Source organism: Kribbella sp. NBC_00889 (assembly GCF_045207705.1).
Lineage (GTDB): Bacteria > Actinomycetota > Actinomycetes > Propionibacteriales > Kribbellaceae > Kribbella.
Genome location: NZ_CP108783.1, coordinates 485,224 through 501,033 on the forward strand (window position 1 = coordinate 485,224; position 15,810 = coordinate 501,033).

16 protein-coding genes are annotated in these 15,810 nt (G+C 68.8%); 8 read left to right on the top strand and 8 right to left on the bottom strand.

The annotated features are described in order from the left end of the window. The first annotated feature begins 213 nt into the window (after window positions 1-213). The gene (locus OG817_RS02540; protein WP_131358941.1) at window positions 214-894 is read left to right on the top strand and encodes a ferritin-like fold-containing protein; all 681 of its coding nucleotides are present in this window, start codon (window positions 214-216) and stop codon (window positions 892-894) included. A 198-nt stretch (window positions 895-1,092) separates the two neighbouring features. Here the strand turns inward: OG817_RS02540 and OG817_RS02545 are convergent, their stop codons facing one another. The 6 genes from OG817_RS02545 to OG817_RS02570 all read right to left on the bottom strand — a co-directional run bounded on the left by OG817_RS02545 (window position 1,093) and on the right by OG817_RS02570 (window position 4,312). Continuing rightward, window positions 1,093-1,371 (bottom strand): GlsB/YeaQ/YmgE family stress response membrane protein, encoded by a 279-nt coding sequence (locus OG817_RS02545; RefSeq protein WP_406051859.1) that lies wholly within the window; start codon window positions 1,369-1,371, stop codon window positions 1,093-1,095. 145 nt (window positions 1,372-1,516) lie between these two features. Next, the gene (locus OG817_RS02550; RefSeq protein WP_360451142.1) at window positions 1,517-1,744 is read right to left on the bottom strand and encodes a DUF3107 domain-containing protein; all 228 of its coding nucleotides are present in this window, start codon (window positions 1,742-1,744) and stop codon (window positions 1,517-1,519) included. Between the two features lie 130 nt (window positions 1,745-1,874). Next, a complete protein-coding gene (locus OG817_RS02555) occupies window positions 1,875-2,504 on the bottom strand; it encodes a TetR/AcrR family transcriptional regulator (RefSeq protein WP_360451145.1) in 630 nt (209 codons plus the stop codon). A 126-nt stretch (window positions 2,505-2,630) separates the two neighbouring features. Then, on the bottom strand, window positions 2,631-2,837 hold the full coding sequence (locus tag OG817_RS02560; protein ID WP_406051860.1) for a hypothetical protein: 207 nt from the start codon (window positions 2,835-2,837) through the stop codon (window positions 2,631-2,633). Between the two features lie 32 nt (window positions 2,838-2,869). Continuing rightward, window positions 2,870-3,805 carry a non-homologous end-joining DNA ligase gene (ligD, locus tag OG817_RS02565; RefSeq protein ID WP_396397291.1) on the bottom strand — a complete coding sequence of 312 codons (936 nt, stop codon included), beginning with the start codon at window positions 3,803-3,805 and terminating at the stop codon, window positions 2,870-2,872. A gap of 45 nt (window positions 3,806-3,850) precedes the next feature. Continuing rightward, entirely contained in the window at window positions 3,851-4,312 is a 462-nt protein-coding gene (locus tag OG817_RS02570) for a hypothetical protein (protein ID WP_406051862.1), read from the bottom strand. A 41-nt stretch (window positions 4,313-4,353) separates the two neighbouring features. On the opposite strand from OG817_RS02570, the gene OG817_RS02575 reads away from it, so the two are divergent. From OG817_RS02575 to moeZ, 3 genes are all read left to right on the top strand, one after another. Then, complete coding sequence (locus tag OG817_RS02575) at window positions 4,354-5,268, top strand: alpha/beta fold hydrolase (RefSeq protein ID WP_406051863.1); 915 nt, start codon at window positions 4,354-4,356, stop codon at window positions 5,266-5,268. A gap of 191 nt (window positions 5,269-5,459) precedes the next feature. After that, a complete protein-coding gene (locus OG817_RS02580) occupies window positions 5,460-8,210 on the top strand; it encodes a Calx-beta domain-containing protein (RefSeq protein WP_406051864.1) in 2,751 nt (916 codons plus the stop codon). Window positions 8,211-8,434: 224 nt separating this feature from the next. Further along, a complete protein-coding gene (gene moeZ / locus OG817_RS02585; RefSeq protein ID WP_406051866.1) occupies window positions 8,435-9,625 on the top strand; it encodes an adenylyltransferase/sulfurtransferase MoeZ in 1,191 nt (396 codons plus the stop codon). A gap of 10 nt (window positions 9,626-9,635) precedes the next feature. Here moeZ and OG817_RS02590 read toward each other — a convergent pair whose 3' ends face one another. Both OG817_RS02590 and OG817_RS02595 read right to left on the bottom strand, forming a co-directional pair. After that, complete coding sequence (locus OG817_RS02590) at window positions 9,636-10,163, bottom strand: maleylpyruvate isomerase N-terminal domain-containing protein (RefSeq protein ID WP_406051868.1); 528 nt, start codon at window positions 10,161-10,163, stop codon at window positions 9,636-9,638. Then, the gene (locus tag OG817_RS02595; RefSeq protein ID WP_406051869.1) at window positions 10,160-10,801 is read right to left on the bottom strand and encodes a TetR/AcrR family transcriptional regulator; all 642 of its coding nucleotides are present in this window, start codon (window positions 10,799-10,801) and stop codon (window positions 10,160-10,162) included. The genes OG817_RS02590 and OG817_RS02595 overlap by 4 nt, the downstream gene beginning before the upstream one ends. A gap of 88 nt (window positions 10,802-10,889) precedes the next feature. Here OG817_RS02595 and OG817_RS02600 point away from each other — a divergent pair, with 88 nt between their 5' ends. From OG817_RS02600 to OG817_RS02615, 4 genes are all read left to right on the top strand, one after another. Then, window positions 10,890-11,156, top strand: coding sequence for a DUF2277 domain-containing protein (locus OG817_RS02600; protein ID WP_131516337.1), 267 nt, complete (start codon window positions 10,890-10,892; stop codon window positions 11,154-11,156). An 87-nt stretch (window positions 11,157-11,243) separates the two neighbouring features. Beyond that, window positions 11,244-12,083, top strand: coding sequence for a TIGR03560 family F420-dependent LLM class oxidoreductase (locus OG817_RS02605; RefSeq protein WP_406051870.1), 840 nt, complete (start codon window positions 11,244-11,246; stop codon window positions 12,081-12,083). A 31-nt stretch (window positions 12,084-12,114) separates the two neighbouring features. Beyond that, entirely contained in the window at window positions 12,115-12,411 is a 297-nt protein-coding gene (locus OG817_RS02610) for an MGMT family protein (protein ID WP_396397305.1), read from the top strand. Window positions 12,412-12,686: 275 nt separating this feature from the next. Beyond that, window positions 12,687-15,809: an ATP-dependent helicase gene (locus OG817_RS02615; protein ID WP_406051871.1), complete on the top strand. Its 3,123-nt coding sequence runs from the start codon at window positions 12,687-12,689 to the stop codon at window positions 15,807-15,809. The last annotated feature ends 1 nt before the right edge of the window (window position 15,810 follow it).

Here is a 15,810-nt window from a genome sequence, read left to right on the forward strand (position 1 = left end):
CATGCTTGATACGGACAGGTGCTCTGTGGCCGGGCGCCAGAGGTTTGTCAACCTCGTCTGTGAGGCGCGGGGACACTGTGCAAGCACCTCGCACCAGCTCGCCCATCTGGGCGCGTCACCGGCGAATCGCCCACCAGTGTAACCGCATGAGCTGTCAACGCCGCTTCGTGTGGTTTGCGCCACTCCCGCCGGTGGACAGATAGGGTGCCGGGCATGGAGCAGACGGCCTTTGATGATCCCGCCTACCGGGCCGCGGCGGTGGATCTGCTGGGAGTTCTCGCGTACGGCGAGCTGACCGCGTTCGAGCGGATCGCCGAGGACGCGAAACTGGCACCGACCCTGAACGACAAGGCGGAGCTGGCGGCGCTGGCGACGACCGAGTTCGGGCACTTCCGGCAGTTGCGGGACCGGCTGGTCGCGCTCGGCGTGGACCCGATGGAAGCGATGCGGCCGTTCGTGACGCCGCTGGACGCGTTCCACGACCACACCGCGCCGTCGGACTGGCTGGAGGGCCTGGTCAAGGCGTACGTCGGGGACGGTCTGGCCAACGACTTCTACCGCGAGATCGCGTCGTTCGTGGATGCGGAGACGCGGGCCCTGGTGCTCGAGGTGTTCGCCGACTCCGGGCAGGCCGAGTTCGTGGTGGACCGGGTCCGGGCCGCGATCGAGGAGGACCCGAAGCTGGGTGGCCGGCTGGCGCTGTGGGGCCGCCGGCTCGTCGGTGAGGCGCTCAGCCAGGCGCAGCGGATCGCCGCTGACCGGGACTCGCTGGCCGCACTGCTGGCCGGCAGCGTCGACCGGCCCGGACTGGACCTGGCCGCGATCGGCCGGATGTTCACCCGCCTCACCGAGGCGCACACCGCCCGCATGACCGCACTCGGCCTCCAGGCCTGACCCTCTGCCACCACCACCCTCTGCCTGCCCGCGTCGCCGTCGCCTCTGATGGGCTGACCCATCAGATGGTGGGTTGGCACGGCGCAGGCGGTTGGCGAACCCACCGTCTCGTGGGTCTACCCACGAGACGGTGGGCGAGGGTGAACGCAGAGCGGCCGCCTGCCCCGGGTCGGGGTGGCGGCCGCTGAGGTGAGGTCGTCAGGCTGAGGTTTTCGATCTGCTCTGGTAGCCGGCGATGGCGCCGACGACGATCATGGCGCAGATGATCTGGATCAGGTACTGCGTCCAGTCCAGGCCGGGGGTGTCCTTGACTCCGAACGCTTTCGCGATCAGACCGCCGATGAAGGCGCCGATGCCGCCTCCCAGAATGGTCCAGCCGAGGCTGATGTTCTGCTTGCCGGGGAGCACCAGCCGGGCCAGCGGCCCGAAGATGATGCCCGCGATGAGACTGACGATGAGCATCCAGACCCAGTACACGGTTCCTCCTTATGAGGGATGGCTGACCCGCGCTCCGGCCTGGCGCCCCGTGCTACCAGACCACTGCAACGCAGGTCTTACTGCCATCGTGCCCCCTGGGTCGCAGTCCGCAACCGGGACACGCGCGACTGTGTCCGGACCGCGATCAGATCGCGCCGAACCCGACCTTGCGAATCGACACCTCGCCGATCTCGACGTACGCCAGCCGGTCGGCCGGGATGATCACCCGGCGGCCCTTGTCGTCTGTGAGCTGCAGCAGGTTGGCCTTGCCGCTGAGCGCCGCCGCGACCGCCTCCTGGACCTCGTCCGGGCTCTGCTCGCTCTCGAGCACCAACTCACGATTGGCGTGCTGTACGCCGATCTTGACCTCCACGAAACCCTCCGGGCACGATCCGACCGGCGGCTCTCGCCGGTGACGGTTCGAGCCTATCCGCTACCGACCGCCAGCTCTCACCCGTCCGCCCAGAGCAGAACCTTGGTACGTCGTACCGCGGCGGCGCTGGTCAGGAGTCGGTGCGGGGGAAACCGCGGATGCCGCGCCAGGCCAGTGAGGCGACCAGGTCGGCCGCCTGCTGCTGGGCCAGTGTCGGGTCGTCGGAGGCCAGCCAGTAGCGGGCACTGACCTGGGCCATGCCGACCAGGCTGACGGCCAGCACCATCGACTGTTCGCGGTTCAGGCCGGCGTCGGCGCTGATCACCTCGGACACCGCCTCGGCGCACGTGTGCGTGACCCGGTCGACCCGCTCCCGGACCGCTGTCTCGTTGGTCAGGTCCGACTCGAACACCAGCCGGAAGGCACCCTGCGCGTTCGCCACGTACTCGTAGAACGCGTGCATGGTGGCGGCCACTCGTAGCTTGTTGTCCTCGGTCGACTTCAGCGCGTCCCGGACGGAGGCGATGATCGCGTCGCAGGAGCTGTCCAGCAGGGCCAGGTACAGCTCGAGCTTGCCGGGGAAGTGCTGGTAGAGGACCGGCTTGGAGACGCCGGCGCGGTCGGCGATGTCGTCCATCGCGGCGGCGTGGTAGCCGTTCGCGACGAAGACCTCCTGCGCCGCCTCGAGCAGTTGCGCGCGGCGGGCCAGCCGCGGCAGGCGGCTGCCACGCTTCGGCGCGGTCTCGGGTGTCGTCGACACGTCGGCTCCTTCGATGGTGCGGCACCGGCAGCACGGGCTCGACCGCCGGGTCGTTCTCCGAATCCTACCCAGCAGTCCTCCCGGCCAGTAGCTTCCCCGCCGGTCTGCGTTCCATCGTGGTAGCGGTCACCGATAGTCGTCCTCGCCGGAGTCGCCCACCTCGCGGCGCTGCTCCTCCACGTCGACGGGGTCGGCCTCGCTGGGTACGTCGTCGTCCGGAGTGAAGTCGTCCACCTCGGTGGAGTCCTCCCGCTGCTCGAGGACATCGGCCTCCGGAGCGTCGTCGGGGACGCTGCCGAAGCCGGGACCCTCGTATTCGGTCTCACTGGTCATGCGACTGCTCCTCTTCGCGCGGTGACGGACAGTTACGACGGGATCGACGGTAGCGGCCGCGGGTCGTCGTACAGGCCCTCGAGGACGTCGCCGTACTCCTCGATCCGGGCCAGTACCTCGTGCGGCAGGAAGCGGAGCTCCTCCGCGTCGGTTGCCGAGGCCACCTCGTCCCAGTCGATCGGGGTGGACACCCGCGGCTCTTCGGCTCCGCGCAGGGAGTACGGCGCCAGTGTGGTTTTGGCGCTGGCGTTCTGGCTCCAGTCGATGAAGACCTTGCCAGGACGCAGTGCCTTGGTCATGTTCGCGGTGACGTTCTCCGGGAGCGCCTCGGCCAGTTGCTCGGCCAGGAGCTTGGCGAAGGCGCTCGTACTCCGGGACGACGCCGGCTCGATCGGGACGTACAGATGCATGCCCTTGTTGCCGGACGTCTTCGGCCACCCCTCCAGCCCGTAGTGGCCCAGCAGTTCGCGCAGCGCCAGCGCCACGTCGCAGCACTCGACGATGCTCGCTCCCGGCCCCGGGTCGAGGTCGAACACGATCAGGTCGGCCTGCGGGTCCTTGCCGACGTCAGACAGACCGATCCGCCACTGCGGGATGTGCAGCTCGAGCGCGGCCAGGTTCGCCAGCCACACCACGGTCTGGATGTCGTCGGCGACCACGAAGTCGGCCTCGTCCCGGCCGGTCGAGCTGCCGGGCGTCGGCAGGGTCACTGTCCGCACCCAGGCCGGCGTACCGCGCGGTGCGTTCTTCTCGAAGAAGTACTGCGCCCCTGTGCCGTCGGGCCAGCGCTTGCGGGTGAGTGGACGGTCGGACAGGTGCGGGAGCAGCAGCTCGGCGACCTGGTGGTAGTAGTCGATCACCTCGGCCTTGGTGAAGCCGGTCTGCGGGTAGAGCACCTTGCCGAGGTTGGTGAGCTTCATCGTCTGCCCGTCGACCTCGGTCGTCAGTTGCTGCGGCGCGGCTGCCATGCCTCCCAGTCTCCACCTCTGCGGCGTCCTAACGGGCGAACCGCTCTACTGATTCAGGGAGCAGTCGGTGTGGGCCTCCGGGCCGGACGCGCTCCCGGACGCGACCTGCTCGCCGTCCAGCCAGATCTCACACGAGATCTCACCGGTCTCCCCGTCCCGGTTGCTCGCACTCATCGTCAGGAGCGGCGGATCGACCCGATAGGTGTACGTCTCGCTGCTCCAGGCCGACCTGATCTCGGTGGTGCTGAGCGTTCCGGGTGGATCGCCCGGCTTCTTGTAGACGACGAACGCCGATCGGCTCTCGCCCGACACCTTGTACTGGACCTCGTGCTGCTTGAACGGGACCAGGCGATCGGCGTCGGTCTCGGCCACGACGACCGCGCCGACCAGGACCAACTGCAGGGCCAGGTACGCCGCGACGGGTACGCCGAGCGCGATCAGGACCGTGTTACGGACCGTGTGCTTCTTGCGGGGTGGGGCAGGCGGCCCGGGCTGGTACTGCGTCATGCGGGAGAGTCTCTCGGCTGAAGGGTCCTACCATGGGTCAGGTGGAGAGTTACGCGGGAGTAACCGGGGCTGAGGGCCCGCTGGAAGTACGGGAGTGGCCGACGCGGCAGGTGTCGGTCGGAGGCGCGGATCTGCTTGTGCGGGACGTGCCGGACACGGCGCCGGATCTGCCGCCCGCGCTGTTCGTGCACGGTCTGAACGGCTCCTCGCTGAACTGGACCGCTCTGGGCCTGATGCTCAACGACACCGTCCGCGGCGTCGCACCCGACCTCCCCGGCTTCGGACGTACGCCGCTGTCCGGCGCCGCCGGGATCTACGAGCAGGCCGACCTGATGATCGAGCTGGTGGAGCGTGACTTCGACCGGCCGCTGCACCTGTTCGGGAACTCGATGGGTGGCGCGACGGCGGTCGCCATGGCCGGGCGGCGACCCGACCTGGTCGCGTCACTCACCCTGATCTCGCCCGCGCTCCCGCATCCGCGGATGTCGGCGAGCGCGCTGTGGTTCGCCGCGATCGCTACTCCCCGGCTGGGTCCCGCCGTACTGGAACGGACCCGGCGGTTGCCGTTCGACCGGCGGTTCGAGGCGTCGATGGCGCTGGTGTTCGGCGATCCGCGGTCGCTCGCGCCCGAGGTACGGGCGGCGTACGAGGCGGAACTGCGGCGGCGCGACGGGGACCCGTGGGTGCGGCAGGCAACGGTCGACGGCGCCCGGAGCATCCTGCGGTCGTCGGTAGCGATGCCGCGCCGGTCGCTGTGGGCGGACGCGGCGAAGCTGGACTGCCCGGTGCTGCTGATCTACGGCGGGAAGGACAGGCTGGTCGACGCGCGGATCCGGACCAAGGCCCAGCGCGCGTTCCGCAACGCCCGGCTGCTCTACCTGCCGAAGTCCGGCCACGTCGCGCAGATGGAGCACCCGGACCAGGTCGCCCGGGCGTTCCGCCAACTGATCGCCTGATCCTCAGCCGTCGAGCCTGGGCGGGGTGCGGCTGATCGAGTCGAAGCTGTCGCAGGACTGAGACGCGGCTGAGCACCCGGTCAGGTCAACTTTCCTCTCGCCCACGAAGTCGGACCGACATCGAAGGTTCGTCGAACGAGAGGACCACTGTGCGGGTTGTCGGCAGATTCAGAAAGAGCCTGTCGCTGGGGATGGTCGCACTACTGGGGGTGGGGGTCCTGCCGGCACTGCCGGCATCCGCCACACCGCAAGCGCCGCCGTCGCTTGCTCAAGGCAACAACTGGGAAGTGAAGCCGGTCGCGTCCGGCTATCAGCTCACGCTCCGGCTGGACGCGCCGGCGCCGATGCGCGCGTCGCTGCCGTTGCTGGCCGTCAACGGCGTGCCGCTGGGGGCGGCGAAGCAGTCGCCGGATCAGCGCACTCTGACGTTGATCACCACGAACCCGGCTGTGCTGAAGGCACACGACGTACGGCTGATCTGGTCGGGTGACCTCGGCAAGGAAGCCGGCAAGGGCCAGGAGCGGAGCCAGGCCGCCGGCCCGACCGACGCCGACTGGCTGAAGGCGCGGCGCGGGCCCGAGCTGACGGACGATCCCGGTGCCGTCGGCAAGTATCAGGTCGAGACGTCGGAGTACGACCTCGGTGACGAGGCGGTGTTCCTTCCGGGCCTCGGGCAACGATCGGAGATTCGCGGCAAGGTCTACACGCCGCGCGGTGCCGTCGGACCGCGGCCGTTGGTGATCTTCCTGCACGGTCGGCACCAGGTCTGCTACGGCGACGGCGAGGAGCCTGAGGCCAAGCCCTGGCCGTGCTCCGCAGGCCTGAAGCCGGTGCCGAGTTACCGCGGGTACGACGGTCCCGCGACGGCGCTGGCCGGCAACGGCTACCAGGTCGTGTCGATCAGCGCGAACGCGATCAACGCGTGGGACGGTGCGGCCTACGACGCCGGTGCGCAGGCGCGGGCCGAGTTGATACTTGATCATCTGGCGCTGTGGAAGAAGTGGTCGACGCTCGGCGGCGGACCGTTCGGCCGCAAGTTCGTCGGCAGGATCGACCTGCGCAACGTCGGCCTGATGGGTCACTCCCGTGGCGGCGACGGCGTCGCGCGGGCCGCGGTCCTGAACGCCGACCGCGGCGGCCAGTACGGGATCCGCGCGGTCCTGCCGCTCGCACCGACCGACTTCGCCCGGACAACCGTGCCGGGCGTCGCGATGAGTGTGGTGCTGCCGTACTGCGACGGCGATGTGTCCGACCTGCAAGGGCAGAAGTTCTACGACGACACGCGTTACTCCGTCACCGGCGACACCGCGCCGCGGTCGACGATCACGGTGCTCGGTGCGAACCACAACTTCTTCAACACCGAGTGGACTCCGGACCAGTCCGAGGCGCCGTCGGGCGACGACTGGTTCGGTGAGGAGAAGGAGTCGCCGTGCGGTGCGAAGTACGCCGGTCGGCTGACGGCCAAGGAGCAGCAGGCGGTCGGTACGGCGTACATCGCGGGGTTCTTCCGGTTGCAACTGGGGCATGAGACGCAGTTCTTGCCGCTCCTGGATGGGTCCGACTCCCGGGCTGCCTCGGCAGGGAGGGCCGTCGTACGGGTTGTGGCTCAGGCGCCACTGGCGTCGCGGCGCGATGTGAATCGGTTGGACCAGCCGCTGCCTGCCGGAGCGGTCAGTGGGAAGGCGTCCGCGACAGTGTGTGCGGGTGTTGAGGAGTTGAACACCGGTCTTGCTCGGGCTGCTGCCGGCGCGGCGATTCCGACCTGCATGTCCACTGCTGACTTCGGCAACACGCCGCATTGGAGTACTGCGTGGTTTGCGGCCAGGACACCGAGCACTGCGGTCACCAAACTGACGTGGACCGGGACCGACGGCGTGCTGCGGCTCAACCTGCCCGCCTGGCAGCGCGACGTACGGCGCTTTGCCGCGTTGTCGTTCCGGGCAGCACCAGACCCGGCTGGTACGCCGAAGACTGATCTGACTGTCCGGGTCGTCGACGGGCACGGACGGGCGGCCGTCGTACCGGTGTCCACTGTGAGCGACGCGCTGGTGCGGATGCCGGGGAGTAACGCGAACGGACTGCCGAAGAACCTGCTGCGGACCGTGCGTATCCCGGTCGGGTCGCTCAAGGGTGTGGACCTGCGCGACGTACGGGCCGTGGAGTTGCGGACGGACCGGGTGGCGCGTGGGTCGGCGTACGTGAGCGATCTGGCGTTCGCGTCACCCGGTGTGGGGTTGTCGGCGCCGGCTGTCCTGCTGCCGAAGCTGTCGGCGTCGAACGTGAAGGTCAAGGAGGGGGACAAGGGCACCAACTCGGCGGACTTCTGGGTGACGATGTCGCGGCCGAGCACCCGGCCCGTGACCGTGTACGCCGAGACGAGCGGTGAGCTGGGCGAGACCGTGGGGGATGCGACGCGGAAGCTGGTGTTCAAGCCGGGGCAGGTCCGGCAGAAGGTGAGCGTGCCGATCCGCTCGAACGCCTGGGACAGCTACGACCTGCCGTTCGACCTGGTGCTGTCGGTGCCGCGGGACGGGCTGCTGGACCAGTCGTTCGGCCACGGTCTGGTGATCGACGACGACCCGACGCCGACGCTCACGCTCGGGAACGCGCAGGCGTCCGAGAAGGCCGGGGAGGTGAAGTTCCCGGTCAAGCTGTCCGCGCCGAGCGACAAGATCGTCAACATCTTCGGTGAACTGAAGGACGGGACGGCGGTACTCCGGAAGGACTACAAGGGGGCGTACGACGACGGGTCCGACCCGGCGAACCGCTCGCTGGACGGGTATGTGGAGCCTGGGAAGACGGCCGGTGAGGTCTCGGTGACCCTCGTCGACGACACAGTGAAGGAGCCGGGCGAGATGTTCTCCGTTGTCGTCGGGGCGGTCGACGGGGCTGAGGTCAAGCTCCCGAAGACGCTGCAGGCCACGATCACCGACAACGACTAGGAGAGCAGCCGGTCCGGGCGCCCTGGGGGCGCCCGGACCGGCGAACTCATCTCAGGCCCTCTACCGGTGATTGCCGGACCCGTGGCTCGTAGTCGTCAGAGCGAGACGGAGGGTCCGGGATTCGGACTTGGGCGGGGGTGGGTTTGGTTGTGCGGGAACATGGAGGTGGGACGGATGGTTGAAAACCGGAGATCCCGTCCGACATCTTCACGAGGAGCCGACACGTGTCACTGCCACCGCTGGTCGAACCGGCCGACGAGCTGACCATCGACGAGGTGCGCCGGTATTCGCGGCACCTGATCATCCCCGAGGTCGGGATGGCCGGACAGAAGCGGCTGAAGAACTCCAAGGTGCTGGTCATCGGCGCCGGCGGCCTGGGCAGCCCGGCGCTGCTCTACCTGGCCGCGGCCGGCGTCGGCACCCTCGGCATCGTCGAGTTCGACACCGTCGACGAGTCGAACCTGCAGCGCCAGATCATCCACGGCCAGTCCGACGTCGGCAGGTCCAAGGCCCAGTCGGCCAAGGAGTCGATTCTCGAGACCAACCCGAACACGAACGTCGTCCTGCACGAGACCCGGCTGGACAACGACAACGTCTTCGAGATCTTCGAGCAGTACGACCTGATCGTCGACGGCACCGACAACTTCGCCACCCGCTACCTGGTGAACGACGCCGCGGTGCTGCTCGGCAAGCCGTACGTCTGGGGTTCGATCTTCCGCTTCGACGGCCAGATCAGCGTGTTCTGGGCCGAGCACGGCCCGTGCTACCGCTGCCTGTACCCGGAGCCGCCGCCCCCCGGCATGGTCCCGTCCTGCGCGGAAGGCGGCGTACTCGGCGTGCTCTGCGCGTCCGTCGGCGCGGCCCAGGTCACCGAGGCGATCAAGCTGCTCACCGGTATCGGCGACCCGTCGCTCGGCCGGCTGAACATCTACGAGGCGCTCGACCTCAACTGGCGTTCGCTGAAGGTCCGCAAGGACCCGAACTGCGCCATCTGCGGTGAGAACCCGACCGTCACCGAGCTGATCGACTACGAGAGCTTCTGCGGCGCCCTGACCGAGGAGGCGGCCGACGCGGCCGTCGGCTCGACCATCTCGGTGAAGCAGTTGAGCGAGTGGATCAAGCTCAAGGACAACGGCGAGAAGGACTTCGTCCTGATCGACGTCCGCGAGCCGAACGAGTACGAGATCAACAAGATCCCGGGCTCGGTGCTGATCCCGAAGGCGGACTTCCAGACCGGTGTGGCGCTGGAGAAGCTGCCGCAGGACAAGCAGTTGGTGTTCCACTGCAAATCCGGCGTCCGGTCCGCCGAGGTGCTCGCGATCGCGAAGGGCGCCGGCTTCTCCGACGCCGTCCACGTCGGTGGCGGAGTGGTTGCCTGGGTCGACCAGATCGACCCGAGCCAGCCGTCGTACTAAGTGCAGGGGACTAGAACGGCACCCGGCACGAACTGACCGCGTCGACCGCGGCGGCGTCACCTGAGACCACAGGTGCGTCGCCGCGGCCCGACAGCGTTCGCATGTAGCCGACGGCGTCCACGGCGGCGCGGCCGACCGGCTCATCCCTCCCGAGCCGGTACGTCCCACCTCCCTGGCCCGTGAATTCCAGTACGACGGTCGGCCGGTGACCCCAGAACGGTCCGTCGACCACGTCGTACATCACCTGTCCGACGATCTCCTCGGCATACGGTCCGGCGTCGAAGGACCGCCCGAGCGCCTGGCACACGTCGTCGCGATCCATCCACAGATCCCGCGCCAGCAGGATGTCGTGCACATAGCCGATCAGGTGCCCGGCGATGTCCGCGACGTCCCACTTGTCGCACACCGTACGGCGCTGCCAGTCGCTCCCCTCGATCGACGCCAGCAGGTCGTGCCACACCTGGATCTCGGCGTCCCGGTGGACCTTGCACCGCGGCCGATCGGCGCGTCCGATCTGCTCCGCGAGTAGTGCGCTCATGCTTTCCCCCGGGCTGGTGAATAGTGTTGGTAGAACATCTCGAGGACGGTCGGCAGCAGCCGGATGAAGCGTCCGTCCTCGAACGAGGCGTGCGGCTCGTTCGCGATCTGCTGCGAGATCAGGCCGGCCATCATCGACGTCTGGAGAGCGATCCCCTCCTCGCTCGCCGCGTCCGGGTGCAGGTGCCCGGCGTCGACCGTGGCCTGCAGATGGCCGCGGAGGTCCTGGATCGATTCCAGGGCCGGCGCGTAGGCCTCCGGGCTCGGCTCGAAGCCGGGGATCGTGCGCCAGAACATCAGCTGCGCGTACACCTGGTGCTCCAAGCACCAGCGGCAGAACGCGGTCGCCACGATCAGGTTGAGCTCGAGTTGGTCATCGCTGTCCGCGGTCAGCCGCGCGGACCGGTAGGCGTCGCGCAGCAACTCGTTGCCGCGCTGGTAGAGGGCGTCGTAGATCGCCATCTTGGACGGGAAGTACTGGTAGAGCGACGGCGGTTGCATGCCGAGCCGGCGGGCCACCGCGGACAGGCTGAGCGCCGCGACACCCTCCGCCTCCATCAGTTCGATGGCGACGTCCAGGATCTCCTCGATGGTCGCCTGACGGCGGCGGGTACGGCGGTCCAGACCAGCTGTGCTCATATGCTGAGGAAAACCTACGACCATTAGGGAAGTCAATGCCCCATAGGAATTCCGTTGGTTTGTCCCTGCGGCCGACTACTGTCTTGGCATGTGCAGAAACATCACCGTCCTCCGGGGACTCGAGCCGGCCGCGACCTCTGAGGAGATCTACGCGGCGGCACTCCAGTACGCGCGCAAGGTGTCCGGCGTCGGCTCGCTGAGCTCGACCACCCGTGGTCCGATCGAGCGGGCCGCGACCGAGGTCGCCAAGATCACCCAGCAGTTGCTGGCGGAGATGCCCGAGCGCCGCAACCCACCGCAGACCGTGCCGCCACTGCGCCGGCCCGAGGTGCGCGCGAGACTCGGTCTCGACTAGCCCCACCGTGCGGCTTCGGCGCGTGCTGGCCGGTGCGATCGCGGGGTAGTGTCCCATCTGGGAAACGGTTACCTAGGGAGGCCGGGAATGCGGTTTGCGATCAAGACCAGGCCGGAGCACACCACGTGGCAGCAGCTGCGGGACGTGTGGATCGCCGCGGACGAGTTCGAGATCTTCGAGTCGGCCTGGCACTGGGACCACTTCTACCCGCTGACCGGTGACATGGCGGGCCCGAACCTCGAGGCCTGGACCACGCTCGCCGCACTGGCACAGGCGACGAAGCGGATCCGGATCGGTTGCCAGGTGAACGGCATGATCTACCGGCATCCCGCCGTCACGGCGAACATGGCCGCGACCACCGACATCATCTCCGGCGGCCGGCTCGAACTCGGCCTCGGTGCGGGCTGGAACGAGATGGAGACCACGGCGTACGGCATCGAGCTCTACGGGTTGAAGGAGCGCTTCGACCGGTTCGACGAGGGCATGCAGGCGATCGTCGCACTGCTCACCGAGAAGGTCGCGAACTTCGACGGCAAGTACGTGAAGCTCACCGACGCGTACTGCGAGCCGAAGGCCGTGCAGACCCCGCACCCGCCGATCGCCATCGGTGGCAAGGGCCCGAAGCGCACCCTGCGCGCGGTCGCCCGCTGGGCCCAGCACTGGAACGTCATCGTCGCGAACCCGGAGGAGTGGAAGCCCCTCAAGGACATCCTCGTCAAGCACTGCGAGGACGTCGGTCGCGACGTCAACGAAATCACCTGCTCGGTCAACGTCCGGATCGATCCCGACGAGCCTCTCGACAGCGCGGTCGCGGCCGCGGCGGCGTACGGCGAGGCGGGCGTCGACATGGTCGTCCTGAACCTCCCGCTGGACGCGCCGCCGTCCGTCCTCGAGCCGCTCGCGAAGGCGGTCGCCCCGCTGGCCTGAACTGTCCGCTCTGCCCGCTAGGTTGGGCTTCGTGGACAGGGAGGAGTACGTCGAGGCGGTGTTGCGGGCAGTGGAGTCGATTCCGCCCGGCAGCGTTGCGACGTACGGGGACATCGCGGAGTACGTCGGGCAGGGTGGGCCTCGGCAGGTCGGGGCGATCATGCGGGAGTACGGCGGGAGTGTGCCGTGGTGGCGGGTGATTCGTGCTTCCGGTGTGCCTGCTGATGAGGTCGGCGACGAGCAATTGCACAACCTGCGGTCCGACGGCGTCCGGGTGACCAACGGCCGGGTGAACCTGCGCGACGTTCGCTGGGATCCCGAGCACTAGTGCCCTCCGACGCAGGGCACTAGATGCCGGCGGCGCGACTGCTCCGCCCCGAGCCTTCGCGCCGCCGGTGTCTTGTTGATGCCTGGGGTGCGCGGAAAGTTGGCGCGTCCGCTTTCCGGCTATTCGACGAGCGCTCGGGGTGGGCGTGAGGATTTGTCGGCGGGGTCTGCTGGGATGGTGCGATGGTCAGGAGACAGGGGTCCCGGTATCGGTTGATCCGGGCCGCGGGCCGGAGTGCTGAAGCCCCTGTTCTGGATGCTGATCAGCAGGCGGTGGTGGACCACCCCAGCGGACCTCTGCTGGTGCTGGCCGGCCCGGGGACCGGGAAGACGACGACTCTCGTCGAGGCCGTCGTCGACCGGGTCCGCAATCGCGGCCTGAGACCGGACGAAGTGCTCGTGCTCACGTTCGGCCGCAAGGCCGCGACCGAGCTGAGAGACAGGATCACCGGACGGCTCGGGCGGACCACGCGAGTGATGCCGTCGATGACGTTCCATTCCTTCTGCTACGCGTTGCTGCGACGCTTCACCCCGGCCGACGCGTTCGACGTACCACTGCGGCTTCCTTCCGGACCGGAGCAGTCGCTGCGGCTGACCGAGGCACTGTCCGGCAGTCGTGAGGTCGGCGCGGTGCGGTGGCCGAGCAGTCTGCATCCGGCGCTGAAGACCCGCGGGTTCACCGACGAGGTGCAGGCCGTGATCGGCAAGGCACGGCAGCTCGGACTGGACCCGGAGGACCTGTCCGCGATCGGCCAGTCGGCGGAGCGGGCCGAGTGGGTCGCGGTCGGCGACTTCTTCGAGGAGTACCTGCAGATCCTCGACCACGAGCAGGTGCTGGACTACTCCGAGCTCATCCACCGCGCGGTGATCCTGGCCCAGCAGCCGCAGGTCCAGGCCAAGCTCCGCACCGAGTTCAAGGCCGTGTTCGTCGACGAGTACCAGGACACCGACCCCGGCCAGACCAAGCTGCTCCAGGCGATCGCCGGCGATGGCCGCGACCTGGTCGTTGTCGGCGACCCGGATCAGTCCATCTACACCTTCCGCGGCGCCGACGTTCGCGGTCTGCTGCGCTTCACGGACGAGTTCCGTACGGCGGAGGGCGCTGAGGCGGCCCAGATCGCGCTCGGCACGACGCGCCGGTTCGGTACGACGCTGCAGCGCGTGTCTCGCAATGTCGTCAGCCGGCTCGGCGTTCCGGGGACCCTGGACCGCGACACGTTCGATCGCTTCCGGAACCCGGATGCGAGCGCCTGTGTCTACGGTGCCGGCAAAGTCGAGGCGAACCTGTACTCGACCAGCGGCGCCGAGCTCGAGCACATCGCCGACCTGCTGCGGCGGGCGCATGTCCAGGACGGAGTCGGCTGGCACGAGATGGCGGTGCTGGTCCGGTCCGGCAGTCGGTCGATCCCACCGCTGCGTCGCGCGCTCGCGGCCGCGGGGATCCCGGTCGACGTGGCCGGTGACGAGCTCCCGTTGTCCCGGGAGCCCGCCGTACGTCCGATGCTGCTGGCGTTGCGTGCGGTCGCGGACCCGTCGACGTTGACGGTCGACGTCGTACGGGCGTTGGCGTTGTCGCCGCTGGGCGCGATGGATGCGGGGCAGTTGCGGCGGCTGGCGCGGGTGTTGCGGCGGCGGGACCGGGAGGCCGCGGGCGGCCAGCGGTTGCCGCAGTCGTCGGACGAGTTGCTGCGCGAGGCCCTGATGAACCCGCTGCTCCTCGACCAGGAGGCGTCGCCGGCCGAGGCCCGGTTCGTCGCGCTGGGGGAGAGGTTGCTCAAGGCAAGAAACATCGTGACCGCCGGCGCCGCGCCGGACGAGGTGATGTGGTCGCTGTGGTCGGAGTCACCGTGGTTGCGGCGGCTGCGCGGTCAGGCCAACTCAGGTGGGGAGCCGGCGCGCGCGGCGAACCGGGATCTGGATTCCCTGTGTGCCTTGTTCGACGCGGCGAGCCGGGCCGAGGAGCAGGTCGGGTTCAAGGGCGTGTCGGCGTTCCTGTCGGAGCTCGAATCCCTGGACATCGCGGGCGACAACCGATTCGACGCGACGTACCGCGAGGCCGGCGTACAGCTGATGACTGCGCACCGGTCGAAGGGCCTGCAGTGGCGGCTCGTCGTTGTTGCGAGTGTGCAGGAAGGACAGTGGCCGGATCTGCGGCGGCGCGGTTCATTGCTGGAGCCGGATCGGCTCGGCCCTGATGGGCTCATCGATCCGTTGTCGGCCGGTGCGTTGCTGGCCGAGGAGAGACGGTTGTTCTACGTCGCGATCACGCGGGCTCGGGAGCGGTTGATCGTGACGGCGGTCCAGGCACCCGAGGCGGACGGGGACCAGCCCTCCAGATTTCTTGCCGAGCTCGACATTCCTTTGAAACTGGTCGCGGGACGGCCGCGGCGGCCGCTGTCGCTCCACGGTCTGGTCGCCGATCTGCGCTGCGTGCTGTCGGATCCCTCCTCGTCGCCGGCGCTGAAGCGGGTCGCGGCGGATCGGCTGGCGTTGCTGGCCGACGCCGTGGACGAACGGGAGTACTCGTTGGTGCCGACGGCTGATCCGTCCCGGTGGTGGGGAGTGCGGGAGCGGACCCGGTCAGAGCGGCCGATCGCGGATCCGGATCTGCCGGTGCCGTTGTCGGGGAGTGCGCTGACGACGATCGTCGACTGTCCGCTGCGGTGGTTCCTGCAGCGGCGTGCGGGTGGAGAGACACCCAGTACGTCGGCGATCGGGTTCGGCATGGTGTTGCACACGCTGGCGGATGCGGTCGCGACCGGGACGCTGCCGCCGTCGGTGGACGAGCTGACCGGCTGGCTCGACAAAGTGTGGACGCAGCTCGACTTCGAGTCGACCTGGATCTCGGACCGGGAGCGGGTCGAGGCGGAGGACGCGCTGCGGCGGTTCGTCGCCTGGCACCAGGGGCGGCCGGATCGGACGCTGGTGGGCACCGAGGTGGACTTCGACGTACTGCTGCCGGACACGGACAAGCCGGCGGTGCGGGTGAAGGGGCGGATGGACCGGATCGAGCAGGACGGTGAGGGGACGATCCGGGTGGTCGACCTGAAGACCGGCCGTTCGATGCCGACCAAGCCTGCGCTGGCGCGGCACGTGCAGCTCGCGATCTACCAGCGCGCGATCGCGTCCCGGCAGCTGAAGGATCTCGGCGAGGACCCGGTCGCGGGCGGCGCTGAGCTCGTCCAGCTCCGCCACGACGACAGCGGCTTCCCGAAGGTGCAGCACCAGGGTCCGCTCGAGGCCGGCGACGACGGCAAGACCTGGCTCGACGAGGCGGTCGAAGACGCCGAGGCGATGGTCCGCTCCGAAGAATTCATTGCCAAACGCAACGACGGCTGCAGCCGCTGCGAAGCCCGCCCGCTCTGCCCCATCCAACCCGAAGGCCGGGAGATCGTCTGAT